Source organism: Paraburkholderia sp. SUR17 (assembly GCF_029536165.1).
In the GTDB taxonomy this organism is placed as follows: domain Bacteria; phylum Pseudomonadota; class Gammaproteobacteria; order Burkholderiales; family Burkholderiaceae; genus Paraburkholderia; species Paraburkholderia kururiensis.
Map to the genome: position 1 here is coordinate 3,396,112 of NZ_CP120508.1, position 24,359 is coordinate 3,420,470.

Genomic DNA, 24,359 nt, shown 5'->3' on the forward strand with positions numbered 1-24,359 from the left:
GCCGCCGGAGTCTCAACGGCGCAGCGCGGCATGAGACGAAACGGCGCGCCATGAAGGACGCGCCGCGTTCGCCATCAGCCGATCTTGCCGTGGCACTGCTTGTACTTCTTGCCGCTGCCGCACGGGCAGGGATCGTTGCGGCCCACCTTGGCGACGGCGGGCGCAGCCTTCGGCACGGGGTTGTCCTGCGCGGAGCCGTACTGCATGGCGTGATCGACCATCGACGCAGCGGCGTCCGCTGCAGCCGGCGCCGCAGAAGCCGCGACAGCGGCCGCTTCGGCGAATTCGGCATGACGGAACTCGGCATTTTCCAGGTGGCTGCTGCCTTCCTCTTCGTACTGCTCCGCCGCCTGTTCGAGCTGCTCCGGCGTCTGGATCTGGACGTTCATCACAATCCGCGTCACTTCGTGCTTGACGGCGTCGAGCATGGCGGCGAAGAGTTCGAACGCCTCGCGCTTGTATTCCTGCTTCGGATTCTTCTGCGCATAGCCGCGCAGGTGGATGCCCTGGCGCAGGTGGTCAAGCGCCGCGAGATGCTCGCGCCAGTGGCGGTCGAGCGTCTGCAGCATGATCGAACGCTCGAACGCGCTGAACGATTCGCGGCCCACGAGCGCGACCTTGTGCTCGTAAGTTTCGTCCGCGGCGGCGAGTACGGCCTCGAGAATCTCGTCCGCATCGATCGACTGCGACTCGTTGATCATCTCCTGAATGGCGAGGTCGAGCTGCCAGTCGTTGCGCAGCGCTTCTTCGAGTTCGGGCACGTCCCATTGCTCTTCGATGCTGCCTTGCGGAACGAACTGCCGGACGAGATCCGTGACCACGCCGTGGCGCATCGCACCGATGGTTTCGGTGATGTCCTGCGCCTCGAGCAGCTCGTTGCGCTGCTGGTAGATCACCTTGCGCTGGTCGTTGGAGACGTCGTCGTATTCGAGCAGTTGTTTGCGGATATCGAAGTTGCGCGCCTCGACCTTGCGCTGCGCCGACTCGATGGAACGCGTGACGATGCCCGCCTCGATCGCCTCGCCTTCCGGCATCTTGAGGCGGTCCATGATGGCGCGCACGCGGTCGCCCGCGAAGATTCGCAAGAGCGGATCGTCGAGCGACAGATAGAAGCGCGACGAGCCCGGATCGCCCTGACGGCCGGCACGACCGCGCAGCTGGTTGTCGATACGGCGCGACTCGTGACGCTCGGTACCAATGATGTGCAGACCGCCCGCCGCCTTCACCTGGTCGTGCAGCGCCTGCCATTCGTCGTGCAGTTGCTGGATGCGGCGCGCCTTTTCGTCGGCCGGAATCGATTCGTCCGCTTCGAGGAACGCGGCCTGCTTTTCGGCATTGCCGCCCAGCACGATGTCGGTACCGCGGCCGGCCATGTTGGTGGCGATCGTGATGCGCTTTGGACGCCCGGCTTCCGCGACGATCGCTGCTTCGCGCGCGTGCTGCTTCGCGTTCAGCACTTCGTGCGGCAGACCCGCCTTCTGGAGCAGGTTCGACAGCAGCTCCGAATTCTCGATCGACGTCGTGCCGACCAGCACCGGCTGGCCACGCTCATGACAATCGCGGATGTCGCGAATCACCGCGTCGTACCGCTCTTTCGCGGTCTTGTAGATCTGATCCTGCAGATCGATCCGCTTCGGCGGCCGGTTGGTCGGGATCACGACGGTTTCAAGGCCGTAGATCTCGTTGAACTCGTACGCTTCCGTATCCGCGGTACCGGTCATGCCCGACAGCTTCGCGTACATGCGGAAGTAATTCTGGAACGTGATCGAGGCGAGCGTCTGGTTCTCGCTCTGGATCTTCACGTGCTCCTTGGCTTCCACGGCCTGGTGCAGACCATCTGACCAGCGGCGGCCCTGCATCAGGCGGCCCGTGAATTCGTCGACGATGATCACTTCACCGTTCTGCACGACGTAGTGCTGGTCGCGATAGAACAGCGTATGCGCGCGCAGTGCCGCGTACACGTGGTGCATCAACGTGATGTTCTGCGGCGCGTAAAGGCTCTCGCCCTCGCCGATGAGGCCCCACTCGGCGAGAAGGCGCTCCGCCTTCTCGTGCCCCGACTCGGTGAGGAACACCTGGCGCGCCTTCTCGTCGAGCGTGTAGTCACCCGGCTTTTCGACGCCCGTGCCGTCCGCGCGCTCTTCGCCGATCTGCCGTTCAAGCAGCGGCGGCAGCGCGTTCATGCGCACGTAGAGGTCGGTGTGGTCTTCGGCCTGGCCCGAGATGATGAGCGGCGTGCGGGCTTCGTCGATCAGGATGGAGTCCACCTCGTCGACGACCGCGAAGTTGAGCGGCCGCTGCACCCGCGCCTCGGTCTCGTAGACCATGTTGTCGCGCAGGTAGTCGAAACCGAATTCGTTGTTGGTGCCGTAGGTGATGTCCGCCGCGTAGGCTTCCTGCTTGAGCGCGTGATCCATCTGCGACAGGTTCACGCCCACGGAGAGCCCGAGGAAGTTGTAGAGCCGCCCCATCCACTCGGCGTCGCGCTGAGCGAGGTAGTCGTTCACCGTGACCACGTGCACGCCGCGCCCGGACAGCGCGTTCAGGTAAGCGGCCAGCGTGGCGACGAGCGTCTTGCCCTCGCCCGTGCGCATTTCGGCGATCTTGCCGTAATGCAGCACCATGCCGCCGATCAGCTGCACGTCGAAGTGGCGCATCTTGAGCACGCGGCGGCTCGCCTCGCGGCACACCGCGAAGGCTTCGGGCAGCAGTTGATCGAGCGACTCGCCATTCGCAACGCGCTGACGGAACTCGTCCGTCTTCGCGCGCAACTGCTCATCGGTCAATTGCTCGATCTGGGGTTCGAGCGCATTGATGGCCGCGACGGTCTTTTGATATTGCTTGATCAGACGCTGGTTGCGGCTGCCAAAAATCTTCTGTAGGAAACCGTTGATCATCGGATCGGTTCTGCGTCGCGGCTTTCGGCCGGGCATGCTTGCCAAATGCACCCGGAGCGGAAGGACCTCGGCGGCTTAAGTCCAGTAGTGAATTCGAATCGGGCATTTTAGCACGCGCCCCTGTCTGCGCCTGTGTCAGGTCTGGGTCGCGGGGCCGGGCCGATTCGCACCGTTCGGGCCGCCGCAAAGGCTTGCCGGACAGCGCCTGCAAGGCCGGCGCCGCGCTACAATCGGGGCACCCGAAAGCTCGACGCTTCAACGCACGCCGCGCCGTTCCCGTGCCTCGCTGTGCTGCCGTTCACGTTGCCCACCCAAACAAGGACATGAGCCGATTTTCGCCGTTTTCAAGGCCATCCGCCCCCCGCCTGCCGCAGCCCGTCGCCGAGGTGTTGAGCCGCACGGACGCGTTCGCACCGCTGCGCGCCGGCGTCGAGCAGATTGCGGCAATGGAGCGGGATCTGTCCCGGCTACTGCCGGAGTACCTCTCGGCGAGCGTCGAACCCGGATTCATCAAGGACGGCGTACTGGTCCTGTTCGCTGCGCACAACGCGCTCGCGGCGCGACTGCGGCACCTGGAGCCACGGCTTCTTTCTGATCTTCAGCAACGGGGATGGGCTGTGGAGTCGCTGAGAATTCGCGTGCGCCCGCAGGCCATGAAGGCTCCGCCGCCCGTCAAGGAGGCGCGCATGACGCCTGCCGGCGCAACGGCGCTGCAAGAGTTGAGTCAGGCGCTGAGCCCGTCGCCGCTGCAGGCCGCGCTAGCCAGAATGGCCGCGCGGCATTTGAAGAAATAGGAAATGGGTTCGCCCGGAAAACGGGCCACATGGCCACACGGGCAAAGCGAGCGGAAAGAAGTCGGGACGGCCTCGGGCAAACGCCAGAAGTGGCTTCAGGCGAATGCCGTCTGGGCGTCGTAGCCGAAACCGCGCGGGGCCTTCTGCGTATCTTCGAACGTGACGATTTCGTAGGCGTCTTCGTGGGCGAGCAGCTCGCGCAGCAGCGCGTTGTTCAGGCCATGCCCCGACTTGTACGCGGTGTACGAAGCCAGCAACGGATGACCGACCACATACAGGTCGCCGATCGCGTCGAGCATCTTGTGTTTGACGAACTCGTCGTCGTAACGCAGCCCGTCGTTGTTCAGGATGCGGTACTCGTCGAGCACGATGGCGTTGTCCATGCTGCCGCCGCGCGCGAGGCCCAGTTCGCGCATCATTTCCACTTCGTGAGCGAAACCGAACGTGCGGGCACGCGCGATTTCGCGGACATACGAGGTGGTCGCGAAATCGACTTCGAGCGCCTGGCCGGTCTTGTCCACGGCCGGATGGCGGAAGTCGATGGTGAACTTGAGCTTGAAGCCGAAATACGGATCGAGCCGCGCGAATTTGTCGCCCTCGCGAATCTCAACCGGCTTCGTGACCTTGATGAACTTTTTCAGCGCAGGCTGTTCCTCGATGCCCGCCGACTGGATCAGGAACACGAACGACGCCGCGCTGCCATCCATGATCGGGATTTCTTCGGCGGTGACATCGACGTACAGGTTGTCGATGCCCAGACCCGCGCACGCCGACATCAAGTGCTCCACCGTGGAGACGCGCGCGCCATCCTTTTGCAGGACCGAGGCCAGCCGGGTATCGCCGATCGCCATCGCGGAGGCAGGGATATCCACCGGCGTGGGCAGATCCACGCGCGAAAAGACGATGCCCGTGTCCGGCGCCGCGGGACGGAGCGTCAGGTCGACCTTGCGGCCCGAGTGCAAGCCGATGCCGACGGTCTTGACGATCGATTTGATGGTGCGCTGCTTCAACATGGTGTCTTATTTTCGATTGAAAATCCCAATCGCGAATTTTAATTCATAGCGGCGATTATACTCCAAACCGTCTGACCCGTCGTTTCACACGGCGTGACAATCTGTTTCCCGCTATTACGCCCAGCCAAGCGTGACGGGCCGACGACCGGAACGGAGGCGTTTCCGGCCATCGGCCCGCGTTACAGCCCGTCACATCCGCACGGCACAAGCGTTGGCGGCGCACAACGGCGACCACCACGCGCCTTTGCCGGACGCGGCTGCGGCTAGCTCAACGTGGCGAGAATGCTCGCGGCGTCGCTGACTTCGAACTTGCCGGGTGCTTCGACATGGAGCGTCTTGACCACGCCGTCGTCGACCACCATCGCATAGCGCTGGGAACGAACTCCCATGCCCCGTGCCGACAAATCCTGATCCAGACCGAGCGCTCGGGTGAAAACGGCGCTACCGTCCGCCATCATGCGCACCTTGCCCGCGGTGTGCTGATCGCGTCCCCACGCCCCCATCACGAACGCATCGTTGACCGACACGCACCAGATTTCGTCGATACCTGCCGCACGCAGCGCGTCGGCCTTCTCGACGTAACCCGGCACGTGCTTCGCCGAGCAGGTCGGCGTGAACGCGCCTGGCAATCCGAAGATCACCACGCGCTTCGCACGCGTTGCTTCCTGCACGTCGAAACTGTTCGGCCCGATCGTGCAGCCCTCGCGCGCATCTTCGACAAACTCGAAGAGCGTCGCATCAGGCAGCCTTTCACCCACTTTGATCATCGCTCGTCCTTCACATCGATGCGCTGCATTCCGTCACGCACACAGCACGCTGTCAGCGGCACGGCGGTTCACCTCACGAATGTCGCGCGGTCGTCACCGTTTCACGCAGTCGCGTCTGCCTTCGTCCCTCGCAAAAGCGCAGGAGACGGCAACGCGCCGCGCGTCCGGACGGAACGCGGCCTTCGTTTAGCATTTCGCCACCACGCCGGCGTGCCGTCAGCAATCACGGCGCGATACTACCGCGCCGCGGCTGAACGTGCTCGCGGGCGTGTCAGTCCGCCTGCTTGCGCAGGAACGCCGGGATGTCGTACGTGTCGACGCCCTTCTCCTGCAGCGCCTGCACGTGCGAAGCCGCGGTGTCGCGCGACGTACGCCAGACCGCCGGCGTGTCGAGCGCGCCGTAGTCCGCCATGTTGCCTTGCTGCGGCGCGTACGAGTGCTGCACGGCCGCGACCGGCTGGTTGTCCGTGCCGGTGCGCAGCAGCGTCATCGGTGCGGACTGCTGCTTCTTGCTCGCGCGTCCAAGGCCCGTGGCCACCACCGTGACGCGCAGCGCGTCGCCCATTGCGTCGTCGTAGACGGCACCGAAGATCACCGTGGCGTCGTCTGCCGCGTAGCTCTTGATGGTGTTCATCACTTCGCGCGTTTCGGACAGACGCAGCGAGCGGCTCGACGTGATGTTGACCAGCACGCCGCGCGCGCCCGACAGATCCACGCCTTCCAGCAGCGGGCTCGCCACGGCCTGTTCGGCCGCAAGGCGCGCGCGATCGACGCCAGCCACCGTGGCCGTGCCCATCATCGCCTTGCCCTGCTCGCCCATCACCGTCTTCACGTCTTCGAAGTCGACGTTCACGAGACCATCGACGTTGATGATTTCGGCAATGCCGGCCACCGCGTTGTTCAGAACGTCGTCCGCGCACTGGAAGCACTTGTCCATCTCGGCGTCATCGCCCATCACCTCGAACAGCTTGTCGTTCAGAACGACGATCAGCGAGTCGACGTGATCCTCCAGTTGCTGCGAACCTGCTTCTGCCACGCGCATGCGCTTGCCGCCTTCGAATTCGAACGGCTTGCTCACCACGCCCACGGTCAGAATGCCCATCTCTTTCGCGATCTGGGCGACCACGGGTGCCGCGCCCGTGCCGGTGCCACCGCCCATACCGGCCGTGATGAACACCATGTGCGCGCCGCGCAGCGCGTCGGCAATCCGCTCGCGAGCTTCTTCGGCTGCCGCGCGGCCCATCTCCGGCTTCGCGCCGGCGCCAAGACCGGTCATGCCAAGCTGGATCACGGACGGTGCACGCGAGCGCGACAGCGCCTGGGCGTCCGTGTTCATCACGATGAAGTCGACGCCTTGCACGCCGCGGTTGATCATGTGCTGCACGGCGTTGCCGCCAGCGCCACCAACACCCACCACCTTGATGATGGTGCCGTTGGTTTCCGTTTCCAGCATCTGGAATTCCATGTTGCCTCCGTCAAGAAAAAAATGCTGCCACTCGGCCGTTATCCGGCAGGAGATCGGGCAACCTCCTGTCGCGCGCCGGCCGCCGGCACCAGCGCGTATTTCTGAAACCTTTGCCTCGCCCCTTCGCTTCAGAAGTTGCCGAGGAACCAATCCTTCATGCGCGTGAACACCTGGCTCATCGAGCCCGATTGCACCGCCACCTTGCGCCCGCGCATACGCTGCGCGCGCCCTTCCACGAGCAGGCCCATCGCCGTCGAGTAACGCGGATTGCGCACCACGTCCGCCAGGCCGCCCGCGTATTCCGGCACGCCGATGCGTACGGGCTTGAGGAAGATGTCCTCGCCCAGCTCGACCATGCCCGGCATCATCGCTGCGCCGCCCGTCAGCACGACGCCCGAGCTCAGCAGTTCTTCGTAGCCCGACTCGCGCACCACCTGCTGCACGAGCGAAAAGAGTTCTTCGACGCGCGGCTCGATCACCGCCGCCAGCGCCTGGCGCGACAGCGTGCGCGGACCGCGCTCGCCAAGCCCCGGCACTTCGATCATTTCGTCGGGATCGGCCAGCGCCTGCTTCGCGATCCCGTAGCTCACCTTGATGTCCTCGGCGTCGGGCGTTGGCGTTCTCAATGCCATCGCGATATCGCTCGTCACCTGGTCGCCCGCAATCGGAATCACCGCGGTATGGCGGATCGCGCCTTCGCTGAAAATCGCGATGTCCGTCGTGCCGCCGCCCACATCCACGAGCACCACGCCCAGTTCCTTCTCGTCTTCCGTCAGCACCGCAAGCGACGACGCAAGCGGTTGCAGGATCAGGTCGTTCACTTCGAGTCCGCAGCGGCGCACGCACTTCACGATGTTCTGCGCGGCACTCACCGCGCCCGTCACGATGTGCACCTTCACTTCGAGGCGAATGCCGCTCATGCCGATCGGCTCGCGCACATCCTCCTGACCGTCGATGATGAATTCCTGCGTGAGGATGTGCAGCACCTGCTGATCGGTCGGAATGTTGATCGCCTTCGCGGTTTCGATCACGCGCGCCACGTCGGCCTGCGTGACCTCCTTCTCCTTGATCGCCACCATGCCGCTCGAGTTGAAGCTGCGAATGTGGCTGCCCGCAATGCCGGTGAAGACATTCGTGATCTTGCAGTCGGCCATCAGCTCCGCTTCTTCGAGCGCTCGCTGGATAGACTGCACAGTGGCCTCGATGTTCACCACGACGCCCTTTTTGAGCCCCTTCGATTCGCTCTGTCCAAGGCCGATCACCTCGTAGTGGCCCTCGCCCTTCAGTTCGGCGACGACGGCCACCACCTTCGACGTCCCGATGTCGAGGGCGACCAGCAGATCCTTGTAGTCTTTACTCATAGCGTGCTCGTTGCGTGTGATGTCCTGTTACTTCTTGCCCTTGACGGGTTCGCTGATGAAACGCATGCCCGCTGCACGAATCGCGAAACCGTTCGGATAGCGCAAGTCCGCATACTCGATATCCTTCCCCCAGCGTTGCGTCACCGCCTGCCATGCGGCCGTGAGGCGCCGCGTGCGATCTGCGAGCGTGTCGCTGTTGCGCTCGCGGCCCAGCTCCACCTGCATGCCGTTCGACAACTTCACTGTCCACGCGTAGCGCGGCGAGAGTGTCACGTCTTCCGGCGTCGCGCCGATGGGCGCAAACCACTTCTGGAAATCGTGATAGCGCGCGACGACTTCCTGCGCGGTGCCGTCCGGTCCGTCGAAGGACGGCAGTTCCTGATCCAGCTCGCCCTGGTTCGCGGTGAAGAGCTCGCCGTCCACACTCACGAGTTGATCGCTGCCCCACGTTCCCAACGGTTTGTACGCTTCCAGCGTGACAGCCAGCGCATTCGGCCAGACGCGACGCACACTCGCGTGACGCACCCACGGCATCTGCTCGAACGCCTGGCGTGCCGCGTCCAGGTCCACGGTGAAGAAATTGCCTTTCAGCTTGCCGATCACGCTTGCCCGCACAGTGGGCGCGTTGATGTGCTCGGTGTCGCCGTCGATCCGGATTTCGCGCAACGTGAAGCTCGGGCGCTGCACCAGCCACAGCGCCCCCGCCAGGACGAGCGCCACCACGAACAGCAGGTGCAGCGCGCTGGTGGCGAGGTTGAGCTGGCGAACGTTGTTCCACATGTGCGATGTTGCTTTGTCTGCGTCAAATGTCTGTTGTGCTTCTGCCCACCGCTCACAGCGTGAGCGCGAGCACCTTCACCACCAGTTCCTGATAGCTGATGCCGACTGCGCGCGCCGCCTTCGGTGGCAGCGAGTGATCCGTCATGCCCGGCGCCGTGTTCACTTCGAGGAAGTACGGGTTGCCCGCGCCGTCCATCATGAAGTCGGCGCGACCCCAGTCCGTGCAGCCCAGCACCTCGAACGCGCGGCGCGCGAGCACCTTCAAACGCGATTCCAGTTCAGGCGCGAGTCCGCACGGAATCAGATACTGCGTCGTGTCGAGGATGTACTTCGCGTCGTAGTCGTAAAACTCGCCCGCGGGCACGATGTGAATGACCGGTAGATCCAGATCGCCCGCGATGCAGGCGGTGTATTCGCCGCCGCCCTCGATGCTCTTTTCCACGAGCACGATCTTGTCGTGCTTCGCGGCTTCAGCGATGGCGGCCGGCAGCGCGTCGGCGGTCTTCACCTTGATGACGGCGACGCTCGAACCCTCGCTCGCCGGCTTCACAAAGAGCGGCAAGCCGAGCTTCGCGACGATGGCGGCGGCGCGCGCGGCGTAGTCGTCGCCGCGCATCACGGCTTCGAACGGTGGCGTGGGAATGCCGAGTTGCTGCCACACGAGCTTCGCGCGGAATTTGTCGAGGCCCAACGCCGAACCCAGCACGCCGCTACCCGTGTAGCGGATGCCGTAGAAATCGAGCGCGCCCTGAATCTGCCCGTTTTCGCCATAGCCGCCGTGCAGCGCATTGAAGGCGCGCACAAAGCCTTCGTCCTTCAGCGCCGAAAGCGGCCGCTCGGACGGATCGAACGGATGCGCGTCGATGCCTGCCGCGCGCAAGCCCTGCAGCACGAGGCGGCCCGAATTGAGCGACACCTCGCGCTCGGCGGACACACCGCCAAGCAGCACCGCCACCTTGCCGAACTGTTTCGGATCGATACTGCTCGTCATTTCACACCTTCCGTTGACTGGGCAAGCCGCCCCGGCACGCCGCCAATCGAGCCCGCGCCCATCGTGATCACTACGTCGCCGTCGCGCACCAGCGCCGCGAGCGCCTCCGGCACTTCGTCGACGGTCTCCACGAACACCGGCTCCACCTTGCCCGCCACGCGAATCGCACGCGCGAGCGCGCGGCCGTCGGCGGCCACGATGGGCGCCTCGCCGGCTGCGTAAACGTCGGTGATCACCAGCGCGTCGACAGTCGACAGCACTCTGACGAAATCTTCGAAGCAGTCGCGCGTGCGCGTGAAGCGGTGCGGCTGGAACGCGAGCACGAGGCGCCGCTCGGGAAAGGCGCCGCGCGCGGCCGCGATGGTCGCCGCCATCTCCACCGGGTGATGGCCGTAGTCGTCGATCAGCGTGTACGTGCCGCCCGCGGCCACCGGCACTTCGCCGTAGCGCTGGAAGCGCCGGCCCACGCCGTTGAATTCGGCGAGCGCACGCTGGATATCGGCATCGGCGACTTCGAGTTCAGTCGCAATCGCAATCGCCGCGAGCGCGTTCTGCACGTTGTGCGTACCGGGCAGGTTCAGCACGATGTCGAGCGGCGCCGCGTCTTCGCGCATCGCCGTGAAATGCATGCGCCCTTCGTGCGCGACGACGTTCACGGCGCGCACCTGGGCGTCGGCTGCGAAACCGTAGCGGATGATCGGCTTCGAGACGAACGGCAAGATCTCTTTCACGTTCGGGTCGTCGACGCACAGCACCGCGATGCCATAGAACGGCAACCGGTGCGTGAATTCGATGAACGCCTGCTTGAGCCGCGCGAAGTCGTGGCCGTAGGTGTCCATGTGATCCGCGTCGATGTTCGTGATGACCTCGATCACCGGAAAGAGGTTCAGGAACGACGCGTCGGATTCGTCCGCCTCGGCCACGATGAAGTCGCCCGTGCCGAGCCGCGCGTTCGCGCCCGCGCTGATCAGCCGGCCGCCGATCACGAAGGTGGGATCGAGCCCGCCCGCCGCGAGCACGCTCGCCACGAGCGAGGTGGTCGTGGTCTTGCCGTGCGTGCCGGCAATGGCGATGCCCTGCTTCAACCGCATCAGCTCCGCGAGCATCACGGCGCGCGGCACGATCGGAACGTGACGGTGGCGCGCGGCAAGCACCTCGGGGTTATCGTTGCGCACGGCGCTCGATACCACTACGGCGTTCGCCCCTTCGATGTTCTCTGCGTCGTGGCCAATCGCGATGCGTGCGCCGAGCGCGGCGAGCCGGTCCGTCACCGCGTTGCGGGTGAGGTCCGAGCCACTCACCTGGTAGCCGAGATTGACGAGCACTTCCGCGATGCCGCTCATCCCCGCGCCGCCGATGCCGACGAAATGAATGTGTTTGACGATGTGTTTCATTGCTTTCCTTCTGGGCTCGCGCCCGCCACGGTCGCGCAGATGCGTGCGACCTGATCGGTGGCATCCGGTTTCGCGAGCGAGCGCGAACGCTCCGCCATCTGCGCGAGACTCTCGCGGGTCTGGCTGCGCAGCCAGTCGGCGAGCTTTTCCGCCGACAGGTCGCGTTGTTGCACGACGAGCGCCGCGCCTTGATCGGCGAGGAACGCTGCGTTGGTGGTCTGGTGATCGTCCACGGCGAACGGGAACGGCACGAACAAAGCCGCGACGCCGGCCGCCGCAATCTCCGCAACGGTCATGGCGCCCGAGCGGCAGACCACGAGATCGGCGTTCGCGTACGCGTTCGCCATGTCGTCGATGAACGGTACGAGCTGCACGCTCGCGCCGGAAAAAGAATCGGACGACGCATCGGACATGAGGCCTGCCGCCGCGTAATTCGCACGCAGCGCTTCGATATGCTTCGCGCCGGCCTGGTGAACGACCTGCGGACGCTCGCCGGGCGCCAGCAGCGCCAGGGCGCGCGGCACGACTTCGTTCAGCGCCGCGGCGCCGAGGCTGCCGCCTACCACGAGCAGCCGCAAAGGGCCGCTTCGAGTGGCATAGCGCGCCGTCGGTTCCGGCAGGTGCGCGACTTCTTCGCGAATCGGATTACCGGTCCATTCGGCGTGCGGCAATGCATTCGGGAACGCTACGAGCACGCGCCTTGCGAGCTTCGCGAGCACCTTGTTGGCAAGCCCGGCAATCGAGTTCTGTTCGTGCAGCACGAGCGGCCGCCCCGAGAGCGCCGTCATGACGCCTGCCGGAAACGTGATGTAGCCGCCCATGCCGAGCACGACGTCGGGCTTCACGCGACGCAACACCGTGAGGCTTTGCAGGCACGCGCGCAGCAGGTTCACGGGCAGCATCAGCTTCGTCTTGAGCCCTTTACCGCGCAGGCCGCCGAAACGCACGTACTCCATCGGGATGCCGTGCTTCGGCACGAGCGATGCCTCCATGCCGCCGGGGTTGCCGAGCCAGACCACGCGCCAGCCCCACGCCTGCATGCGATGCGCGACGGCGAGGCCGGGGAACACGTGTCCCCCGGTGCCGCCGGCCATCACCATGAGCGTGCGCGGAGTGGTCATACCTTGCCTCCGCGCATCAGTACCCGGTTTTCGTAGTCCACGCGCAGCAGCACGGCCACCGCGACACAGTTGAGCAGAATGCCGGAGCCGCCGTAACTCACGAGCGGCAGCGTGAGCCCCTTCGTGGGCAGCAGCCCGAGGTTCACGCCCATGTTGATGAAGGTCTGTGCGCCGAACCAGATGCCGACGCCCTTGGCCATCAGACCAGCGAACGTGCGGTCGAGCGCGAGCGCCTGGCGGCCAATCTCGAACGAACGCCGCACGATCCAGTAGAAGAGCAGGATCACGATCATCACGCCGACGAACCCAAGTTCTTCGCCGATCACGGCGAGGATGAAGTCGGTGTGCGCTTCGGGCAGGTAATTGAGCTTCTCCACGCTGCCGCCCAGGCCCACGCCGAACCACTCGCCGCGCCCGAACGCGATCAGCGAGTGGGTGAGCTGATAGGCCTTGCCTTGTGCGTAGCGGTCGTCCCACGGATCGAGGTACGCGAAGATCCGCTCGCGCCGCCACGGCGACGCCCACACGAGCAGCGTGAAGGTGCCGACCGCCGTCGCCACGAGACCACCGAACAGCTTGCCGTTCACGCCGCCAAGGAACAGCACGCCCATGGCGATGGCCGCGATCACCATGAAGGCGCCCATGTCGGGTTCGAGCAGCAGCAGCGCGCCCACCACGCCCACGGCAAACGCCATCGGCAGGAAGCCTTTGGCGAAGCTATGCATGTATTCCTGCTTGCGCACCGTGTAGTTGGCCGCGTAGATGGTCACGGCCAGCTTCATGATTTCCGACGGCTGCATGTTGGTCACGCCGAGCGGAATCCAGCGGCGCGCGCCGTTCACGCCCTTGCCGACGTGCGGAATCAGCACGATCACGAGGCTCAGCAGCGCGACCAGAAAGAGCTTCGGCGCGTATTTGTCCCACGTGGAAACCGGAATGCGAAACGCGACGATGCCCGCCACCGCGCCCATCACGACGAAGATGATCTGGCGCACGAGGAACGCGTAGTCGCGATACGAGGCGTACTTCGGCGAATCGGGCATGGCGATAGACGCCGAATACACCATCACGACGCCAAGCCCGAGCAGCGCGATCACCACCCACAGCAGCGAATGGTCGTAGTCGAGCATGCGCGAACGTGCACCGCGCACGCCGTTGACCGCGCTCGCAAGGCCGCCGCGCACGCCGCCCGAACGCGGCACGGCGTTACCGCCCGCGCTGCCGCGCTCCTTGGCAAGCCTCGAACCGAAGCGTTCGGACCAGCTCATATCGTCGTCCCCCGTTCAGCTGCGATGTCCTCGACCGTGCTGCGGAATACTGCGGCACGGTGCGCGTAGTTCTTGAACATGTCGAGGCTCGCGCAGGCGGGCGACAGCAGCACCACGTCGCCGGGTTCGGCGAGCGCCGTGGCGGCACGCGTGGCGGCTTCGAGCGTCGGGTGATCGGAGAGCGCGACGCCGGTGTGCTCGAGCGCCGCGCGAATTTGCGGCGCATCGCGGCCAATCAGCATGACGGCGCGGCACCAGCGTGTGACGGGCGCGACGAGCGGCTCGAAATCCTGGCCCTTGCCGTCGCCACCGGCGATCAGCACCGTGCGTTGCGCGAGACCGTCGAGGGCGGCCACGGTCGCGCCGACGTTCGTGCCCTTGCTGTCGTCCACGAAATCGATGCCGTCGATCGACGCAATCAGTTCCACCCGATGCGGCTCGCCGCGGTACTCGCGCAGTCCGTGCAGCAGCGGCGCGCCCGGTAGGCCGATGGCGCGGGCGAGCGCATACGCGGCAAGCGCGTTGGCGGCGTTGTGCAAGCCGCGGATGCGCAGCGCGTCTACGGGCATCAAGCGCTTCAGGGCGATGTTGGCCGGCGCGGCCGCTTCCTGCTTGCGACGTCGCGGCGACACGGGTTCGTCGGTCGCGTCGCGATCTTCTGCCGCGACGAGCCACAGCATGCCGTTCTCACGCAGCACGCCGTAATCGCCATCGCGTTGCGGCTCGTTGACGCCGAACGTGATGACCGGTGCGCTGTCTTTCTGGGACTCTGCGGCCGGGGCGAGCGCCATGACGCGCGCGTCGTCGCGGTTCAGCACACGCACCGTCTGCGGTCCGAAGATGCGACCCTTCGCGGCGGCGTAGGCGTCGAGCCCACCGTGCCAGTCGAGATGGTCCTGCGTGATGTTGAGCACCGCCGCCGCGTCCGGCGCGAAGGTGTGCGCCGTTTCGAGCTGGAAGCTCGACAGCTCGAGCACCCAGATGTCGGGCAAGGCGGTGTGGTCGATGGCGTCCGAAAGCTTGTCGAGCGCTGCCGGACTAATGTTGCCCGCCACCGCCACCTTCTTGCCCGCACGCTCGCACAGGATGCCCGTGAGGCTCGTCGTGGTGGTCTTGCCGTTCGTGCCCGTAATGGCGATGACCTTCGGCGCATAGCCGCTCTCGCCGAGCGTCTTCAATGCCTGCGCGAAGAATTCGAGTTCGCCCCAGACGGGAATATCGCGCTCGCGCGCGGCCGCGATGAGCGGTACGAGGTCCGGCGCGAGCGGCGAAAGCCCCGGGCTGATGCCGACCAGTTCCACGCCTTCGAGCAATGCCGTCGAAAACGCGCCGCCGACGAAATCGGCGTCCACGCCATGGGCTTCGAGTGCGGCGAGATTGGGCGGCACTTCGCGCGTGTCCGCCACGCGCAGCCGGCACCCGTGCCGCGCGCACCAGCGCGCCATCGCGAGGCCGGATTCTCCGAGCCCCAGCACGAGCACCATCGGCTTTTGCCGATCCCGAAACTTCTCGCCAAACATTGCTTGCTTTCCCTTACCGCAGTTTGAGAGTGGACAGACCGAACAGACACAGCATCAACGTGATGATCCAGAAACGCACCACGACCTGCGTTTCCTTCCAGCCGGACAATTCGAAATGGTGATGCAGCGGCGCCATCTTGAAGATGCGCCGGCCCTCGCCGTAACGGCGTTTGGTGTACTTGAACCACGTCACCTGAAGCATCACGGAAAGCGTTTCCGCCACGAAGATGCCGCCCATGATGAAGAGCACGATCTCCTGCCGCACGATCACGGCGACGGTGCCGAGCGCGCCGCCCAGCGCCAGCGCGCCGACGTCGCCCATGAAGACCTGCGCCGGGTGCGTGTTGAACCAGAGGAACGCGAGACCCGCGCCGCCCATCGCCGAGCAGAAGATCAGCAGTTCGCCCGCGCCCGGAATGTGCGGAAACAGCAGATATTTCGAGTAGACCGAACTGCCCATCACGTAGGCGAACACGCCGAGCGAGGCACCCACGAGCACGACGGGCATGATGACGAGGCCGTCGAGGCCGTCCGTGAGATTCACCGCGTTGCTCGCGCCCACGATCACGAAATAGGTGAGTGCGATGAAACCCCACACGCCGAGCGGGTAGCTGATCGACTTCAGGAACGGCAGCATGAGGTCGGCGCGCGCAGGCAGGCCCATCGAAAGACCGCTGCGCACCCACGCCATGAAGAGGTCGAACACGCGCACGTTGCTCGCCTCCGACACGCTGAACGCCAGATACACGGCTGCGAAAATGCCGATCACCGACTGCCAGAAATACTTCTCGCGCGACGACATGCCGCGCGGGTCCTTGTAGACGACCTTGCGATAATCGTCGACCCAGCCGATCAGGCCGAAGCCGAACGTCACGAGCATGACGATCCAGATGAAGCGGTTCGTGAGATCGCCCCAGAGCAGCGTGGACACCGCAATGCCGATGAGGATCAGCACGCCGCCCATGGTCGGCGTGCCGGACTTCACGAGGTGCGACTGCGGACCTTCCTTGCGCACCGCCTGGCCGACCTTCAGTTGGGTCAGCGTGCGGATCACCCACGGGCCGCAGACGAGCCCGATCAACAACGCGGTGATGGTGGCCATCACCGCGCGAAACGTCAGATAACTGAACACGCGCAAGAAGCTTGCGTCATTCTGCAGCCATTGCGCCAGCGCCAGTAGCATGCTTTCGGTCCTTCCAGTCTTCAATGAGCGCCGGGCGCAGCGCCCGACGCGGGGGTGAGTGGACTCGTCAGGGCGTCCACCACGCGCTCCATCTGCATGAAGCGCGAGCCTTTCACGAGAATCGTTGCGGCCGGGCCGAAGCCGGCCTGCAGCAGAGCGCTCACGAGCGAGCCGACGTCGTTCGCATGCGTTGCCCCGGAACCGTATGCGGCCACCATGTCGCGCGATGCGCCGCCGAGCGCGTAGAGCGCGTCGATGCCGCGCTCCTTCGCGTAGGCGCCCACCTCGCGATGGAATGCAGGGCCGTTGTCGCCCACTTCGCCCATGTCGCCCATTACGAGCACGCGCGGTGACGGTTGCTGCGCGAGCACGTCGATCGCGGCGCGGGCGGAATCGGGGTTCGCGTTGTAGGTGTCGTCGATCACGGTGGCGCCGGCCAGATCGCCGAGCGCGGCGCGCTTCACCTGGAGCCGGCCCTTGACCGGAACGAACGACTCGAGCCCGCGCCGGATCGCATCGAGCGACACGCCCGAGGCCAGCGCCGCCGCTGCCGCCGCGAGCGCGTTGTGGGCGTTGTGCGCGCCGAGCACTTGCAGCGCGACTTCGACGCGACCTTGCTGCGACTCGATAGCGAGGCGATTGCCGATAAGCGTGCCGGTCACGGCGGCAGGCGTCTGGCGTTCAGCGGTGTGCAGCGCAAAGTCCATCACGGCGCTGCCCGTTGCGGCAACGCGCCAGATGCTGGCGTAGGCGTCGTCGGCGGGAAATACAGCGATGCCGTCTGGCGAGAGCGCATGAATCACGCTCGCATGTTCGAGCGCGACCGCCTCGACTGTCGCCATGAACTCCTGGTGCTCGCGCTGCGCGTTGTTCACGACGGCCACCGTCGGCGCGGCGATCTGCGCAAGCAGCTGCGTTTCGCCAGGATGGTTCATGCCGAGTTCGACCACCGCGAGACGATGAGCGCTGGAGAGCCGGAACAGCGTGAGCGGCACGCCGATGTCGTTGTTCAGATTGCCCGCCGTCGCAAGCCGCGCGTCCGCACCCACGGCTGCCGCGAAGATGGACGCGATCATTTCCTTGACGGTGGTCTTGCCGTTGCTGCCTGTCACCGCGACGAGGGGCAAGGTGAAACGTTTCCGCCAGCCGTGCGCGAGCGCGCCGAGCGCGACGCGCGTGTCCGCCACGCGCAGTGCGGGCAAACGCCAGTCGCCAGGACTACGCGATACCAGCGCCGCGCTCACGTGGCGCGCCGCGACCTCCGGAAGGAAATCGTGCGCGTCGAAGCGGTCGCCCTTGAGCGCGACGAACAGATCGCCCGGGCCGGCCGTGCGGCTGTCGGTGGCAACCCGCTCGAACGTCACCGAGTCGTCGCCAAGCACAGTGGCGCCGGGGATCAGTTGAGCCGCTTCGCGCAGCGAGAACATTGTCATTCGCCACCTCCGCGGACGTGCGTCGCACGTGCCGCGAGCGCGAGACGTGCGTGATCCTGATCGGAGAAAGCGCGCTTCTTGCCCATGATTTCCTGTGTTGCTTCGTGTCCCTTGCCGGCGAGCACGATCACGTCTTCGCGTGCGGCGCCGCGCACTGCCTGCAAGATCGCGCTCGCGCGGTCTTCGACGCGGCGCGCGGCGTCGGGTTTCGTCATGCCCGCGACGATCTGGTCGATGATCTTCGCCGGGTCTTCGCTGCGCGGGTTGTCGCTCGTGACGACGACGGTGTCGGCGAGGCGCTCCGCAATGCCGCCCATCAGCGGACGCTTGGTCGCGTCGCGATCGCCGCCGCAGCCGAACATGCAGACGAGCTGGCCGCCTCGCGCGGCGGCCATGGGACGCAGCGCTTCCAGCGTCTTTTCGAGCGCGTCCGGCGTGTGCGCGTAATCGATCACCACGAGCGGCTCGTCGTGATCGACGCGACCGCCAAGACGTTGCATCCGGCCATTCACCGGTTCGAGTTTCGCGATTTCAGCGAGCGCGGCGTCGAACGGCACGCCGGCCCCGAGCAGCGCGCCTAGCACGCCAAGCAGATTGCTGACGTTGAAGGCACCGAGGGTCATCGCTTCGACGTCGGCTGCGCCCCAATCGGACGTCGACAGGTGGAACGCCGTGCCCGTCGCGGTGGCGCGCACGTTGCTCGCGGTGAGGAAGGCGTCGGCGACCTGCGCAGCGGCACCGGACGCTTCGCCGGTCGCGGCAATGCCGTAGGCGATGGTGCGCACACGGCCTTGCGAGGCAGCGATGAAGCGGCGGCCCGTTTCGTCGTCGCGGTTGATCACCGCACAGCGCAGCCCCGGCCACGAGAAGAGTCTCGCCTTCGCAGCTTCGTAAGCTTCGAACGTGCCGTGATAGTCGAGATGGTCTTGCGTGAGGTTCGTGAAGATCGCGATGTCGAACGCCGTACCGTTCGCGCGCCCTTGATGAAGCGCGTGCGACGACACCTCCATGCCCACGGCCTGGGCGCCACCGGCGCGCAGTTGTTCGAGGCTGCGCTGGAGTTGGGGCGCGTCCGGTGTCGTGAAGCCAGTGTGTACGAGTTGCCCCGGCATGCCGCTGCCGAGCGTGCCGACAATGGCGCACGGCTTGCCGAGCGCGGTCAGCGCGCTTGCCACCCACTGGCTGCACGAGGTTTTGCCGTTGGTGCCGGTCACGCCGATCATCAGCATCGCGTCGCTCGGGTCGCCGTACCAGCCGCTCGCAATTTCGCCCGCCAGCACGTCGAGTTCAGGTACCGCGAGCGAGGCGACGGCGCTGACCGTACCGTCGAAGCCTTCCGGCTGGTACAGCACGGCAGACGCGCCGCGCTCGATAGCGTTGTCGATGAACGGACGGTTGTCGGCGCCGTCCACGGCGTAGGCGAGAAACACGTCGCCGGGTTTGAGCGCGCGGGTGTCGGCGTGCAGATCGGCGCCGCGTTGGGCATGGGCGCGCAGCCATGCGAGCGCCTCGGCGATCCGCTGATGGGCGGGGTGCTCGGCGCGGTCCCGTTTGTCCAGCGCGATCATCGGACCACCCCCGGACGATTCTTCGCGTTTTCCGCGACCTTCATATGTTTGGCGCCGCCGGCTTCTTTGCCGCCCGCGAGCTTCTTCGCCGCTGCCGCGACAGGTGCAGGTGCGGGCGTGCCAGACTGCGCTTGCTGCGCGGGGTCGTCGGAGACGACTAGCTGCTTCACGGGCATGTTCGGCGGAATGTTGAGCGAGCGCAGCGTATCGCCGACGATGCCCGAAAACACCGGGCCGGACACCTGCCCGCCGAAGTGGCTGCCGGCCGTGGGCTCGTCGATGGAAACCGCCACCACGATGCGCGGATTCGGCATCGGCGCCATACCGACGAACGACGCACGGTATTTGCCGTGGTCGTACCCGTGCGCGCCGTGCTTGTACGCCGTGCCGCTCTTGCCGCCGACGCGGTAACCCGGCACGGCTGCATCCGGCGACGTGCCGCCCGGTGCCGTCACCATCTCGAGCATGGCGCGCACTTCGCGTGCCGTGGTCGGCGCGAACACCTGCGGACCGGAGACCGGCTGATCGCCCGGCGTCCTGAAAATGGACACCGGCAGGATCTGGCCGTCATGCGCAATGGCCGTGTAGGCGCGCGCAAGCTGGAACAGCGAAGCCGAAAGACCATAGCCGTACGACATCGTCGCCTGCTCGATGCGCCGCCAGCTTTTCCACGGACGCAGACGGCCCGCCGCCGCGCCGGGAAACCCGACCTTCGGCGCCTGACCGAGACCGATGCTGGTGTACATGTTCCACATCTCTTCGGGCCGCAGCTGCATCGCGATCTTGGTCGCGCCGATGTTGCTCGACTTCTGGATCACGCCGCCCACGGTGAGTACGCCGAACGCGCTGTCGTCCGTGATGGTGGCGCCGTCCAGCACGAAGCGGCCCGGGCCTGTATCCACCAGTGTAGTCGGCGACACGCGGTGCAGATCGAGCGCGAGCGACACCGTGAACGGCTTCATGATGGAACCGGGCTCGAAGACGTCGGTGAGCATGCGGTTGCGCAACTGCTCGCCGGTCAGGTGCGAGCGGTCGTTCGGGTTATAGGTCGGATAATTGACGAGCGAGAGCACCTCGCCCGTGCGCACGTCGATCACCATGGCAGCGCCGGCTTTCGCGCGGAATTTCTCCACGGCGGCCTTCAGGTTCGCGTAGGTGATGTACTGGATCTTGCTGTCGATGGAAAGCTCGACGTCCTGACCGTTATGCGGCACGGCCAGTTCGTCGACGTCCTCGACGATATGGCCCATGCGGTCCTTGATGACGCGGCGGCTGCCCGGCGTGCCCGCGAGAATCCTCTGGTCGCCAAGCTCGACGCCTTCCTGGCCCTCGTCCTCGACGTTCGTGAAGCCGATCAGGTGAGCGGTGATTTCGCCTTCGGGGTAAAAGCGCTTGTACTCGTTACGCTGATAAATACCGGGGATATCGAGGTCGGCCACTTTCTGCGCGACGTCGAGCGGCACCTGGCGCTTCACGTAGACGAAGGTCTTGTCCTCGGAGAGTTTGGCGCGCAGCTCCGTCGGCGTCATGCCGAGCAGCTTGCCGAGCGCGGCGAGCTTGTCGGCGCCCAGGTCGTCCGGCACGGATTCGGGAATCGCCCAAATGGCGCGCACAGGCAGACTCGTTGCAAGCACGAGGCCGTTGCGATCGAGAATCTTGCCGCGTGTGGCCGGCAGTTCGATGGTGCGCTGATAGCGGCTCTCGCCCTGCTTCTGGTAAAACGCGTTGCCCGGACCCTGGATCCAGAACGCGCGGCCGGCCAGCGCAACGAACGCCATGAAGAGAAGAAAGACGACGAGCTTCGAGCGCCACATCGGCAGGCGCACCGAGAGAATCGGGTTGGCCGAGAACGCCACGCTACGCTTCGACGACTTCTTCATCGCGTCACCCCGCGGCCGTTCGCCGGCGTGGACGCGGCCCCACCCGGCGCCGATGCCTGCACGGGCGCATCTTCAGCCGTAGCGGCGCCCGGCGCGAGGGTGAGATATTGCGTGCGTCCGGTCGTCACGGGCTGCATCTTGAGCGAATCGGTGGCGATCTGTTCGATGCGCGAAGTCTTCGACAGCGCGCTCTGCTGATATTGAAGCTGTGCGTAATCCTGCTGCAGCTGCCGCTCCTGCGACTGCGCGCGCTGCAGCGCGATGAAAAACTGGCGCTGCTGGTTCGTCGCATTGACGACCGACAGCGCGCACCCCATCACAACGATCAATAGAAAGATGTTCAGGCGGCTCATGGCGTGACACGCTCCGCGATGCGCATCACGGCCGAACGGGCCCGCGGGTTCTCGGCAACTTCCGCATCGCTCGCGAACAGACGGCCCATCAGCTTGAGCGGCGGGCTCGGCAGGTCGACAGCGCGGAGCGGCAGCCGGCGGTCGAGCGCAGGCGCACTCGAATGCGTCTGCATGAACCGCTTGACTATCCGGTCCTCCAGCGAATGGAAGCTGATGACCACGAGCCGCCCCCCTTGCTCCAGCAACGACAATGCAGCCTCTAGAACGACTTGCAGCTCCGCAAGCTCTTGATTGACGTGAATCCGTATAGCCTGAAAGGTGCGGGTTGCCGGGTCCTTGCCCTTCTCACGGGTTTTGACGACGTTAGCCACGATTTGGGCAAGCTCGCGCGTGCTGACGAGAGGCCCAAGACGGTCGGACTCTGCCCGGCGAGCAACAAGCGCCTTTGCAATCTGAAAAGCAAACCGTTCTTCCCCATAGTCTCGTATTACCTCCGTCAACTCCTGCACAGTGGCCCGCGCGAGCCAGTCAGCCGCGGACTCGCCGCGCGTCGGGTCCATCCGCATGTCGAGCGGACCTTCGGCGCGGAAACTGAAACCGCGCCGCGGGTCGTCGAACTGCGGCGACGACACACCGAGATCCAGCAGCACGCCCGACACACGCCCTACCCCGCGTTCCGCCAGAGCGTCACGCAGCGATGCAAAACTGCCATGCACGATTTCGAAACGCGGATCGACAATTTCGCCGGCCGTCGCGATGGCCTGCGGATCCTTGTCGAACGCAATCAGACGCCCTTTGTCAGCGAGCTTGGCGAGCACCGCCCGGCTGTGGCCGCCACGCCCGAACGTACCGTCCACATAGATGCCGTCGGTGCGCGTTACGAGCGCGTCGACCGCTTCGTCCAGCAGCACCGTGCGATGCTGCAATCCATTTCCCATCGCGGATGCCATCGAATCACCCGCGGTCAGAATGTGAAATTCTTCAGCGCGTCGGGCATGCCCTGCGCCATCGCCGCAGCTTCCTTCGCGGCGTAAGTCTGGGCATCCCACAACTCGAAGTGACTGCCCATGCCGAGCAGCATCACTTCCTTTTCCAGCGCGGCAGCAAGCCGCAACTCAGGTGATACGAGCACGCGGCCCGCGCTGTCCAGTTCGACATCCGAGGCATTACCGAGGAAGATGCGGCGCCACCAGTGGGCGTCCATGGGCAAGGCAGCGACTTTCGCGCGAAACACTTCCCATTCGGGGCGTGGAAACAGCAACAGGCAGCCGTCCGGGTGCTTGGTCACCGTCACCCGTCCTTCTGCCTGTTGTTGCAGCGCTTCCCGATAGCGCGACGGAATCGACATCCGTCCTTTCGCATCGAGCGTCAGCGCCGACGCCCCCTGGAACACTTCGCTCTCCCCTCATCGCGGTGCCGCGCACCGCCCGCCTGATCTCAAAAATCTACCGGAAGATGCCCGAGGAATCACACAAAAATACACTTTCTCACACTGTCTCCCACTTTAGAGGAACGCCCTGGACGGGTCAAGGGAGAAGGACTGTTTTTTGACGAAATTTATTAGTTAGAACAAGGACTTAGCGGCACTTGTTCAAGCACGGTAAAAGCAAAAAATCGTTACGAATGAATGAGCTACTGCAGACTGTGAAGGTAATACCTGAAAAGTGCGGGGGAAAGGCGTGATTGGAGGGCGAGCGGGAGAGATGGTGATGCGGAGCGAGAGAGGCGTTTGAGGCAAGGCGGGGTGGAACGGCATTGAGAGGCCGTCCCACCTGAAATGGATCATAGATAGTAGGCAGTACGCGTCATTACTTTCGATGCGGCTCTCATGATCGCGCGAGCCGGAAACGGCAGTTCGACGCCGCCGGCGTCGGTGGCGGCCTTTGCGTGCGCAACCTCGTCGGTGCGCATCTGCTCAACGATTGCTCGAGACTCGCGGTCGGCTTCCGGAAGCTTGTCCAGATGGCTGTCGAGATGCTGCTCGACCTGACGCTCTGTCTCCGCCATGAATCCGAGGCTTACCTTGTCGCCGAAACACCCGGCGACGAAACCGATCGAGAGTGCCCCGGCGTACCAGAGCGGATTGAGCAAGCTGGGACGAGAGTCCAGCGCTTCCAGACGCCGGGCGGTCCATGCAAGGTGGTCTTCCTCCTCGCGCGCGGCGCGTTCGAACGCGTCTTTCAGCTTAGGCGACGACGTGGCAAGCTTCTGCGCCTGGTATAGGGCCTGGGCGCATACCTCCCCGACGTGGTTCACCCGCATGAGCCCCGCGGCATGGGTGCGCTCGGCCGGAGAAAGGTCCACTGGCTGCGCCCCCTCTCCAGATTGTTCTTCGGTAGGCGGCAACGGAGTGGGACGGCTCATTCGCGATACCCCGGCCATGGTTCGCAGGCCTCGATCAAACTCCGTAATCAATTCATCCAGCGTCATTCAATCCCTCCATCCGACTTCTGCGTCCGGCCATTGGCATACCTCGCGTCTGCATCCGGAAGAAATACGTAGTAGCCCGAAGCCAACCGGCCGACTTCTTCCGCTCCGCACGCGACAGATCCAGGGTAAATCCTATGGCAA

The 24,359-nt window shown here is 65.1% G+C and carries 20 protein-coding genes; 1 reads left to right on the forward strand and 19 read right to left on the reverse strand.

Annotated features, from left to right (window positions below; translation table 11 throughout):
• Positions 1–74: 74 nt before the first annotated feature.
• Complete coding sequence (secA, locus tag P2869_RS15100; protein ID WP_126877989.1) at positions 75–2,897, reverse strand: preprotein translocase subunit SecA; 2,823 nt, start codon at positions 2,895–2,897, stop codon at positions 75–77.
• Positions 2,898–3,220: 323 nt separating this feature from the next.
• On the opposite strand from secA, the gene P2869_RS15105 reads away from it, so the two are divergent.
• A complete protein-coding gene (locus P2869_RS15105; RefSeq protein ID WP_277596895.1) occupies positions 3,221–3,691 on the forward strand; it encodes a DUF721 domain-containing protein in 471 nt (156 codons plus the stop codon).
• A gap of 95 nt (positions 3,692–3,786) precedes the next feature.
• Here the strand turns inward: P2869_RS15105 and lpxC are convergent, their stop codons facing one another.
• From lpxC to coq7, 18 genes are all read right to left on the reverse strand, one after another.
• Positions 3,787–4,704 carry a UDP-3-O-acyl-N-acetylglucosamine deacetylase gene (gene lpxC / locus P2869_RS15110; RefSeq protein ID WP_017777117.1) on the reverse strand — a complete coding sequence of 306 codons (918 nt, stop codon included), beginning with the start codon at positions 4,702–4,704 and terminating at the stop codon, positions 3,787–3,789.
• A 263-nt stretch (positions 4,705–4,967) separates the two neighbouring features.
• Positions 4,968–5,471: a peroxiredoxin gene (locus tag P2869_RS15115; RefSeq protein WP_277596896.1), complete on the reverse strand. Its 504-nt coding sequence runs from the start codon at positions 5,469–5,471 to the stop codon at positions 4,968–4,970.
• 271 nt (positions 5,472–5,742) lie between these two features.
• The gene (gene ftsZ, locus P2869_RS15120; protein ID WP_017777119.1) at positions 5,743–6,936 is read right to left on the reverse strand and encodes a cell division protein FtsZ; all 1,194 of its coding nucleotides are present in this window, start codon (positions 6,934–6,936) and stop codon (positions 5,743–5,745) included.
• A gap of 128 nt (positions 6,937–7,064) precedes the next feature.
• Positions 7,065–8,297 (reverse strand): cell division protein FtsA, encoded by a 1,233-nt coding sequence (gene ftsA, locus P2869_RS15125; protein ID WP_017777120.1) that lies wholly within the window; start codon positions 8,295–8,297, stop codon positions 7,065–7,067.
• Between the two features lie 27 nt (positions 8,298–8,324).
• Entirely contained in the window at positions 8,325–9,077 is a 753-nt protein-coding gene (locus P2869_RS15130) for a cell division protein FtsQ/DivIB (protein ID WP_277596897.1), read from the reverse strand.
• A 52-nt stretch (positions 9,078–9,129) separates the two neighbouring features.
• Positions 9,130–10,068, reverse strand: coding sequence for a D-alanine--D-alanine ligase (locus P2869_RS15135; protein ID WP_277596898.1), 939 nt, complete (start codon positions 10,066–10,068; stop codon positions 9,130–9,132).
• Positions 10,065–11,462, reverse strand: coding sequence for a UDP-N-acetylmuramate--L-alanine ligase (murC, locus tag P2869_RS15140; RefSeq protein ID WP_017777123.1), 1,398 nt, complete (start codon positions 11,460–11,462; stop codon positions 10,065–10,067). Before murC ends, P2869_RS15135 begins: the two co-directional genes overlap by 4 nt.
• A complete protein-coding gene (gene murG, locus P2869_RS15145) occupies positions 11,459–12,583 on the reverse strand; it encodes an undecaprenyldiphospho-muramoylpentapeptide beta-N-acetylglucosaminyltransferase (protein WP_277596899.1) in 1,125 nt (374 codons plus the stop codon). Before murG ends, murC begins: the two co-directional genes overlap by 4 nt.
• Complete coding sequence (gene ftsW, locus P2869_RS15150) at positions 12,580–13,851, reverse strand: putative lipid II flippase FtsW (RefSeq protein ID WP_017777125.1); 1,272 nt, start codon at positions 13,849–13,851, stop codon at positions 12,580–12,582. Before ftsW ends, murG begins: the two co-directional genes overlap by 4 nt.
• Positions 13,848–15,371, reverse strand: coding sequence for a UDP-N-acetylmuramoyl-L-alanine--D-glutamate ligase (gene murD / locus P2869_RS15155; RefSeq protein ID WP_277596900.1), 1,524 nt, complete (start codon positions 15,369–15,371; stop codon positions 13,848–13,850). Before murD ends, ftsW begins: the two co-directional genes overlap by 4 nt.
• 13 nt (positions 15,372–15,384) lie before the next feature.
• Entirely contained in the window at positions 15,385–16,554 is a 1,170-nt protein-coding gene (gene mraY, locus P2869_RS15160) for a phospho-N-acetylmuramoyl-pentapeptide-transferase (protein WP_017777127.1), read from the reverse strand.
• A 20-nt stretch (positions 16,555–16,574) separates the two neighbouring features.
• A complete protein-coding gene (murF, locus tag P2869_RS15165) occupies positions 16,575–17,987 on the reverse strand; it encodes a UDP-N-acetylmuramoyl-tripeptide--D-alanyl-D-alanine ligase (protein ID WP_126877983.1) in 1,413 nt (470 codons plus the stop codon).
• On the reverse strand, positions 17,984–19,555 hold the full coding sequence (locus tag P2869_RS15170) for a UDP-N-acetylmuramoyl-L-alanyl-D-glutamate--2,6-diaminopimelate ligase (RefSeq protein WP_277596901.1): 1,572 nt from the start codon (positions 19,553–19,555) through the stop codon (positions 17,984–17,986). The genes murF and P2869_RS15170 overlap by 4 nt, the downstream gene beginning before the upstream one ends.
• Complete coding sequence (locus tag P2869_RS15175) at positions 19,552–21,435, reverse strand: penicillin-binding protein 2 (RefSeq protein ID WP_017777130.1); 1,884 nt, start codon at positions 21,433–21,435, stop codon at positions 19,552–19,554. Before P2869_RS15175 ends, P2869_RS15170 begins: the two co-directional genes overlap by 4 nt.
• The gene (ftsL, locus tag P2869_RS15180) at positions 21,432–21,788 is read right to left on the reverse strand and encodes a cell division protein FtsL (protein WP_017777131.1); all 357 of its coding nucleotides are present in this window, start codon (positions 21,786–21,788) and stop codon (positions 21,432–21,434) included. Before ftsL ends, P2869_RS15175 begins: the two co-directional genes overlap by 4 nt.
• Positions 21,785–22,726: a 16S rRNA (cytosine(1402)-N(4))-methyltransferase RsmH gene (rsmH, locus tag P2869_RS15185; RefSeq protein WP_277598154.1), complete on the reverse strand. Its 942-nt coding sequence runs from the start codon at positions 22,724–22,726 to the stop codon at positions 21,785–21,787. Before rsmH ends, ftsL begins: the two co-directional genes overlap by 4 nt.
• Before the next feature lie 26 nt (positions 22,727–22,752).
• Positions 22,753–23,181 carry a division/cell wall cluster transcriptional repressor MraZ gene (gene mraZ, locus P2869_RS15190; RefSeq protein ID WP_017777133.1) on the reverse strand — a complete coding sequence of 143 codons (429 nt, stop codon included), beginning with the start codon at positions 23,179–23,181 and terminating at the stop codon, positions 22,753–22,755.
• Between the two features lie 389 nt (positions 23,182–23,570).
• A complete protein-coding gene (gene coq7, locus P2869_RS15195) occupies positions 23,571–24,218 on the reverse strand; it encodes a 2-polyprenyl-3-methyl-6-methoxy-1,4-benzoquinone monooxygenase (RefSeq protein ID WP_126877980.1) in 648 nt (215 codons plus the stop codon).
• Positions 24,219–24,359 lie beyond the last annotated feature (141 nt).

Bases quoted from the DNA above. Each gene is read 5' to 3' on its own strand.
- ftsA (WP_017777120.1), bottom strand. From the start codon at position 8,297: ATGAGTAAAGACTACAAGGATCTGCTGGTCGCCCTCGACATCGGGACG.
- murG (WP_277596899.1), bottom strand. From the start codon at position 12,583: ATGACCACTCCGCGCACGCTCATGGTGATGGCCGGCGGCACCGGGGGA.
- rsmH (WP_277598154.1), bottom strand. From the start codon at position 22,726: ATGGGAAATGGATTGCAGCATCGCACGGTGCTGCTGGACGAAGCGGTC.
- mraY (WP_017777127.1), bottom strand. From the start codon at position 16,554: ATGCTACTGGCGCTGGCGCAATGGCTGCAGAATGACGCAAGCTTCTTG.
- lpxC (WP_017777117.1), bottom strand. From the start codon at position 4,704: ATGTTGAAGCAGCGCACCATCAAATCGATCGTCAAGACCGTCGGCATC.
- P2869_RS15135 (WP_277596898.1), bottom strand. From the start codon at position 10,068: ATGACGAGCAGTATCGATCCGAAACAGTTCGGCAAGGTGGCGGTGCTG.
- P2869_RS15170 (WP_277596901.1), bottom strand. From the start codon at position 19,555: ATGATCGCGCTGGACAAACGGGACCGCGCCGAGCACCCCGCCCATCAG.
- ftsZ (WP_017777119.1), bottom strand. From the start codon at position 6,936: ATGGAATTCCAGATGCTGGAAACGGAAACCAACGGCACCATCATCAAG.
- P2869_RS15115 (WP_277596896.1), bottom strand. From the start codon at position 5,471: ATGATCAAAGTGGGTGAAAGGCTGCCTGATGCGACGCTCTTCGAGTTT.
- murC (WP_017777123.1), bottom strand. From the start codon at position 11,462: ATGAAACACATCGTCAAACACATTCATTTCGTCGGCATCGGCGGCGCG.
- ftsL (WP_017777131.1), bottom strand. From the start codon at position 21,788: ATGAGCCGCCTGAACATCTTTCTATTGATCGTTGTGATGGGGTGCGCG.
- secA (WP_126877989.1), bottom strand. From the start codon at position 2,897: ATGATCAACGGTTTCCTACAGAAGATTTTTGGCAGCCGCAACCAGCGT.
- murF (WP_126877983.1), bottom strand. From the start codon at position 17,987: ATGACAATGTTCTCGCTGCGCGAAGCGGCTCAACTGATCCCCGGCGCC.
- P2869_RS15105 (WP_277596895.1), top strand. From the start codon at position 3,221: ATGAGCCGATTTTCGCCGTTTTCAAGGCCATCCGCCCCCCGCCTGCCG.
- coq7 (WP_126877980.1), bottom strand. From the start codon at position 24,218: ATGACGCTGGATGAATTGATTACGGAGTTTGATCGAGGCCTGCGAACC.
- P2869_RS15175 (WP_017777130.1), bottom strand. From the start codon at position 21,435: ATGAAGAAGTCGTCGAAGCGTAGCGTGGCGTTCTCGGCCAACCCGATT.
- ftsW (WP_017777125.1), bottom strand. From the start codon at position 13,851: ATGAGCTGGTCCGAACGCTTCGGTTCGAGGCTTGCCAAGGAGCGCGGC.
- murD (WP_277596900.1), bottom strand. From the start codon at position 15,371: ATGTTTGGCGAGAAGTTTCGGGATCGGCAAAAGCCGATGGTGCTCGTG.
- P2869_RS15130 (WP_277596897.1), bottom strand. From the start codon at position 9,077: ATGTGGAACAACGTTCGCCAGCTCAACCTCGCCACCAGCGCGCTGCAC.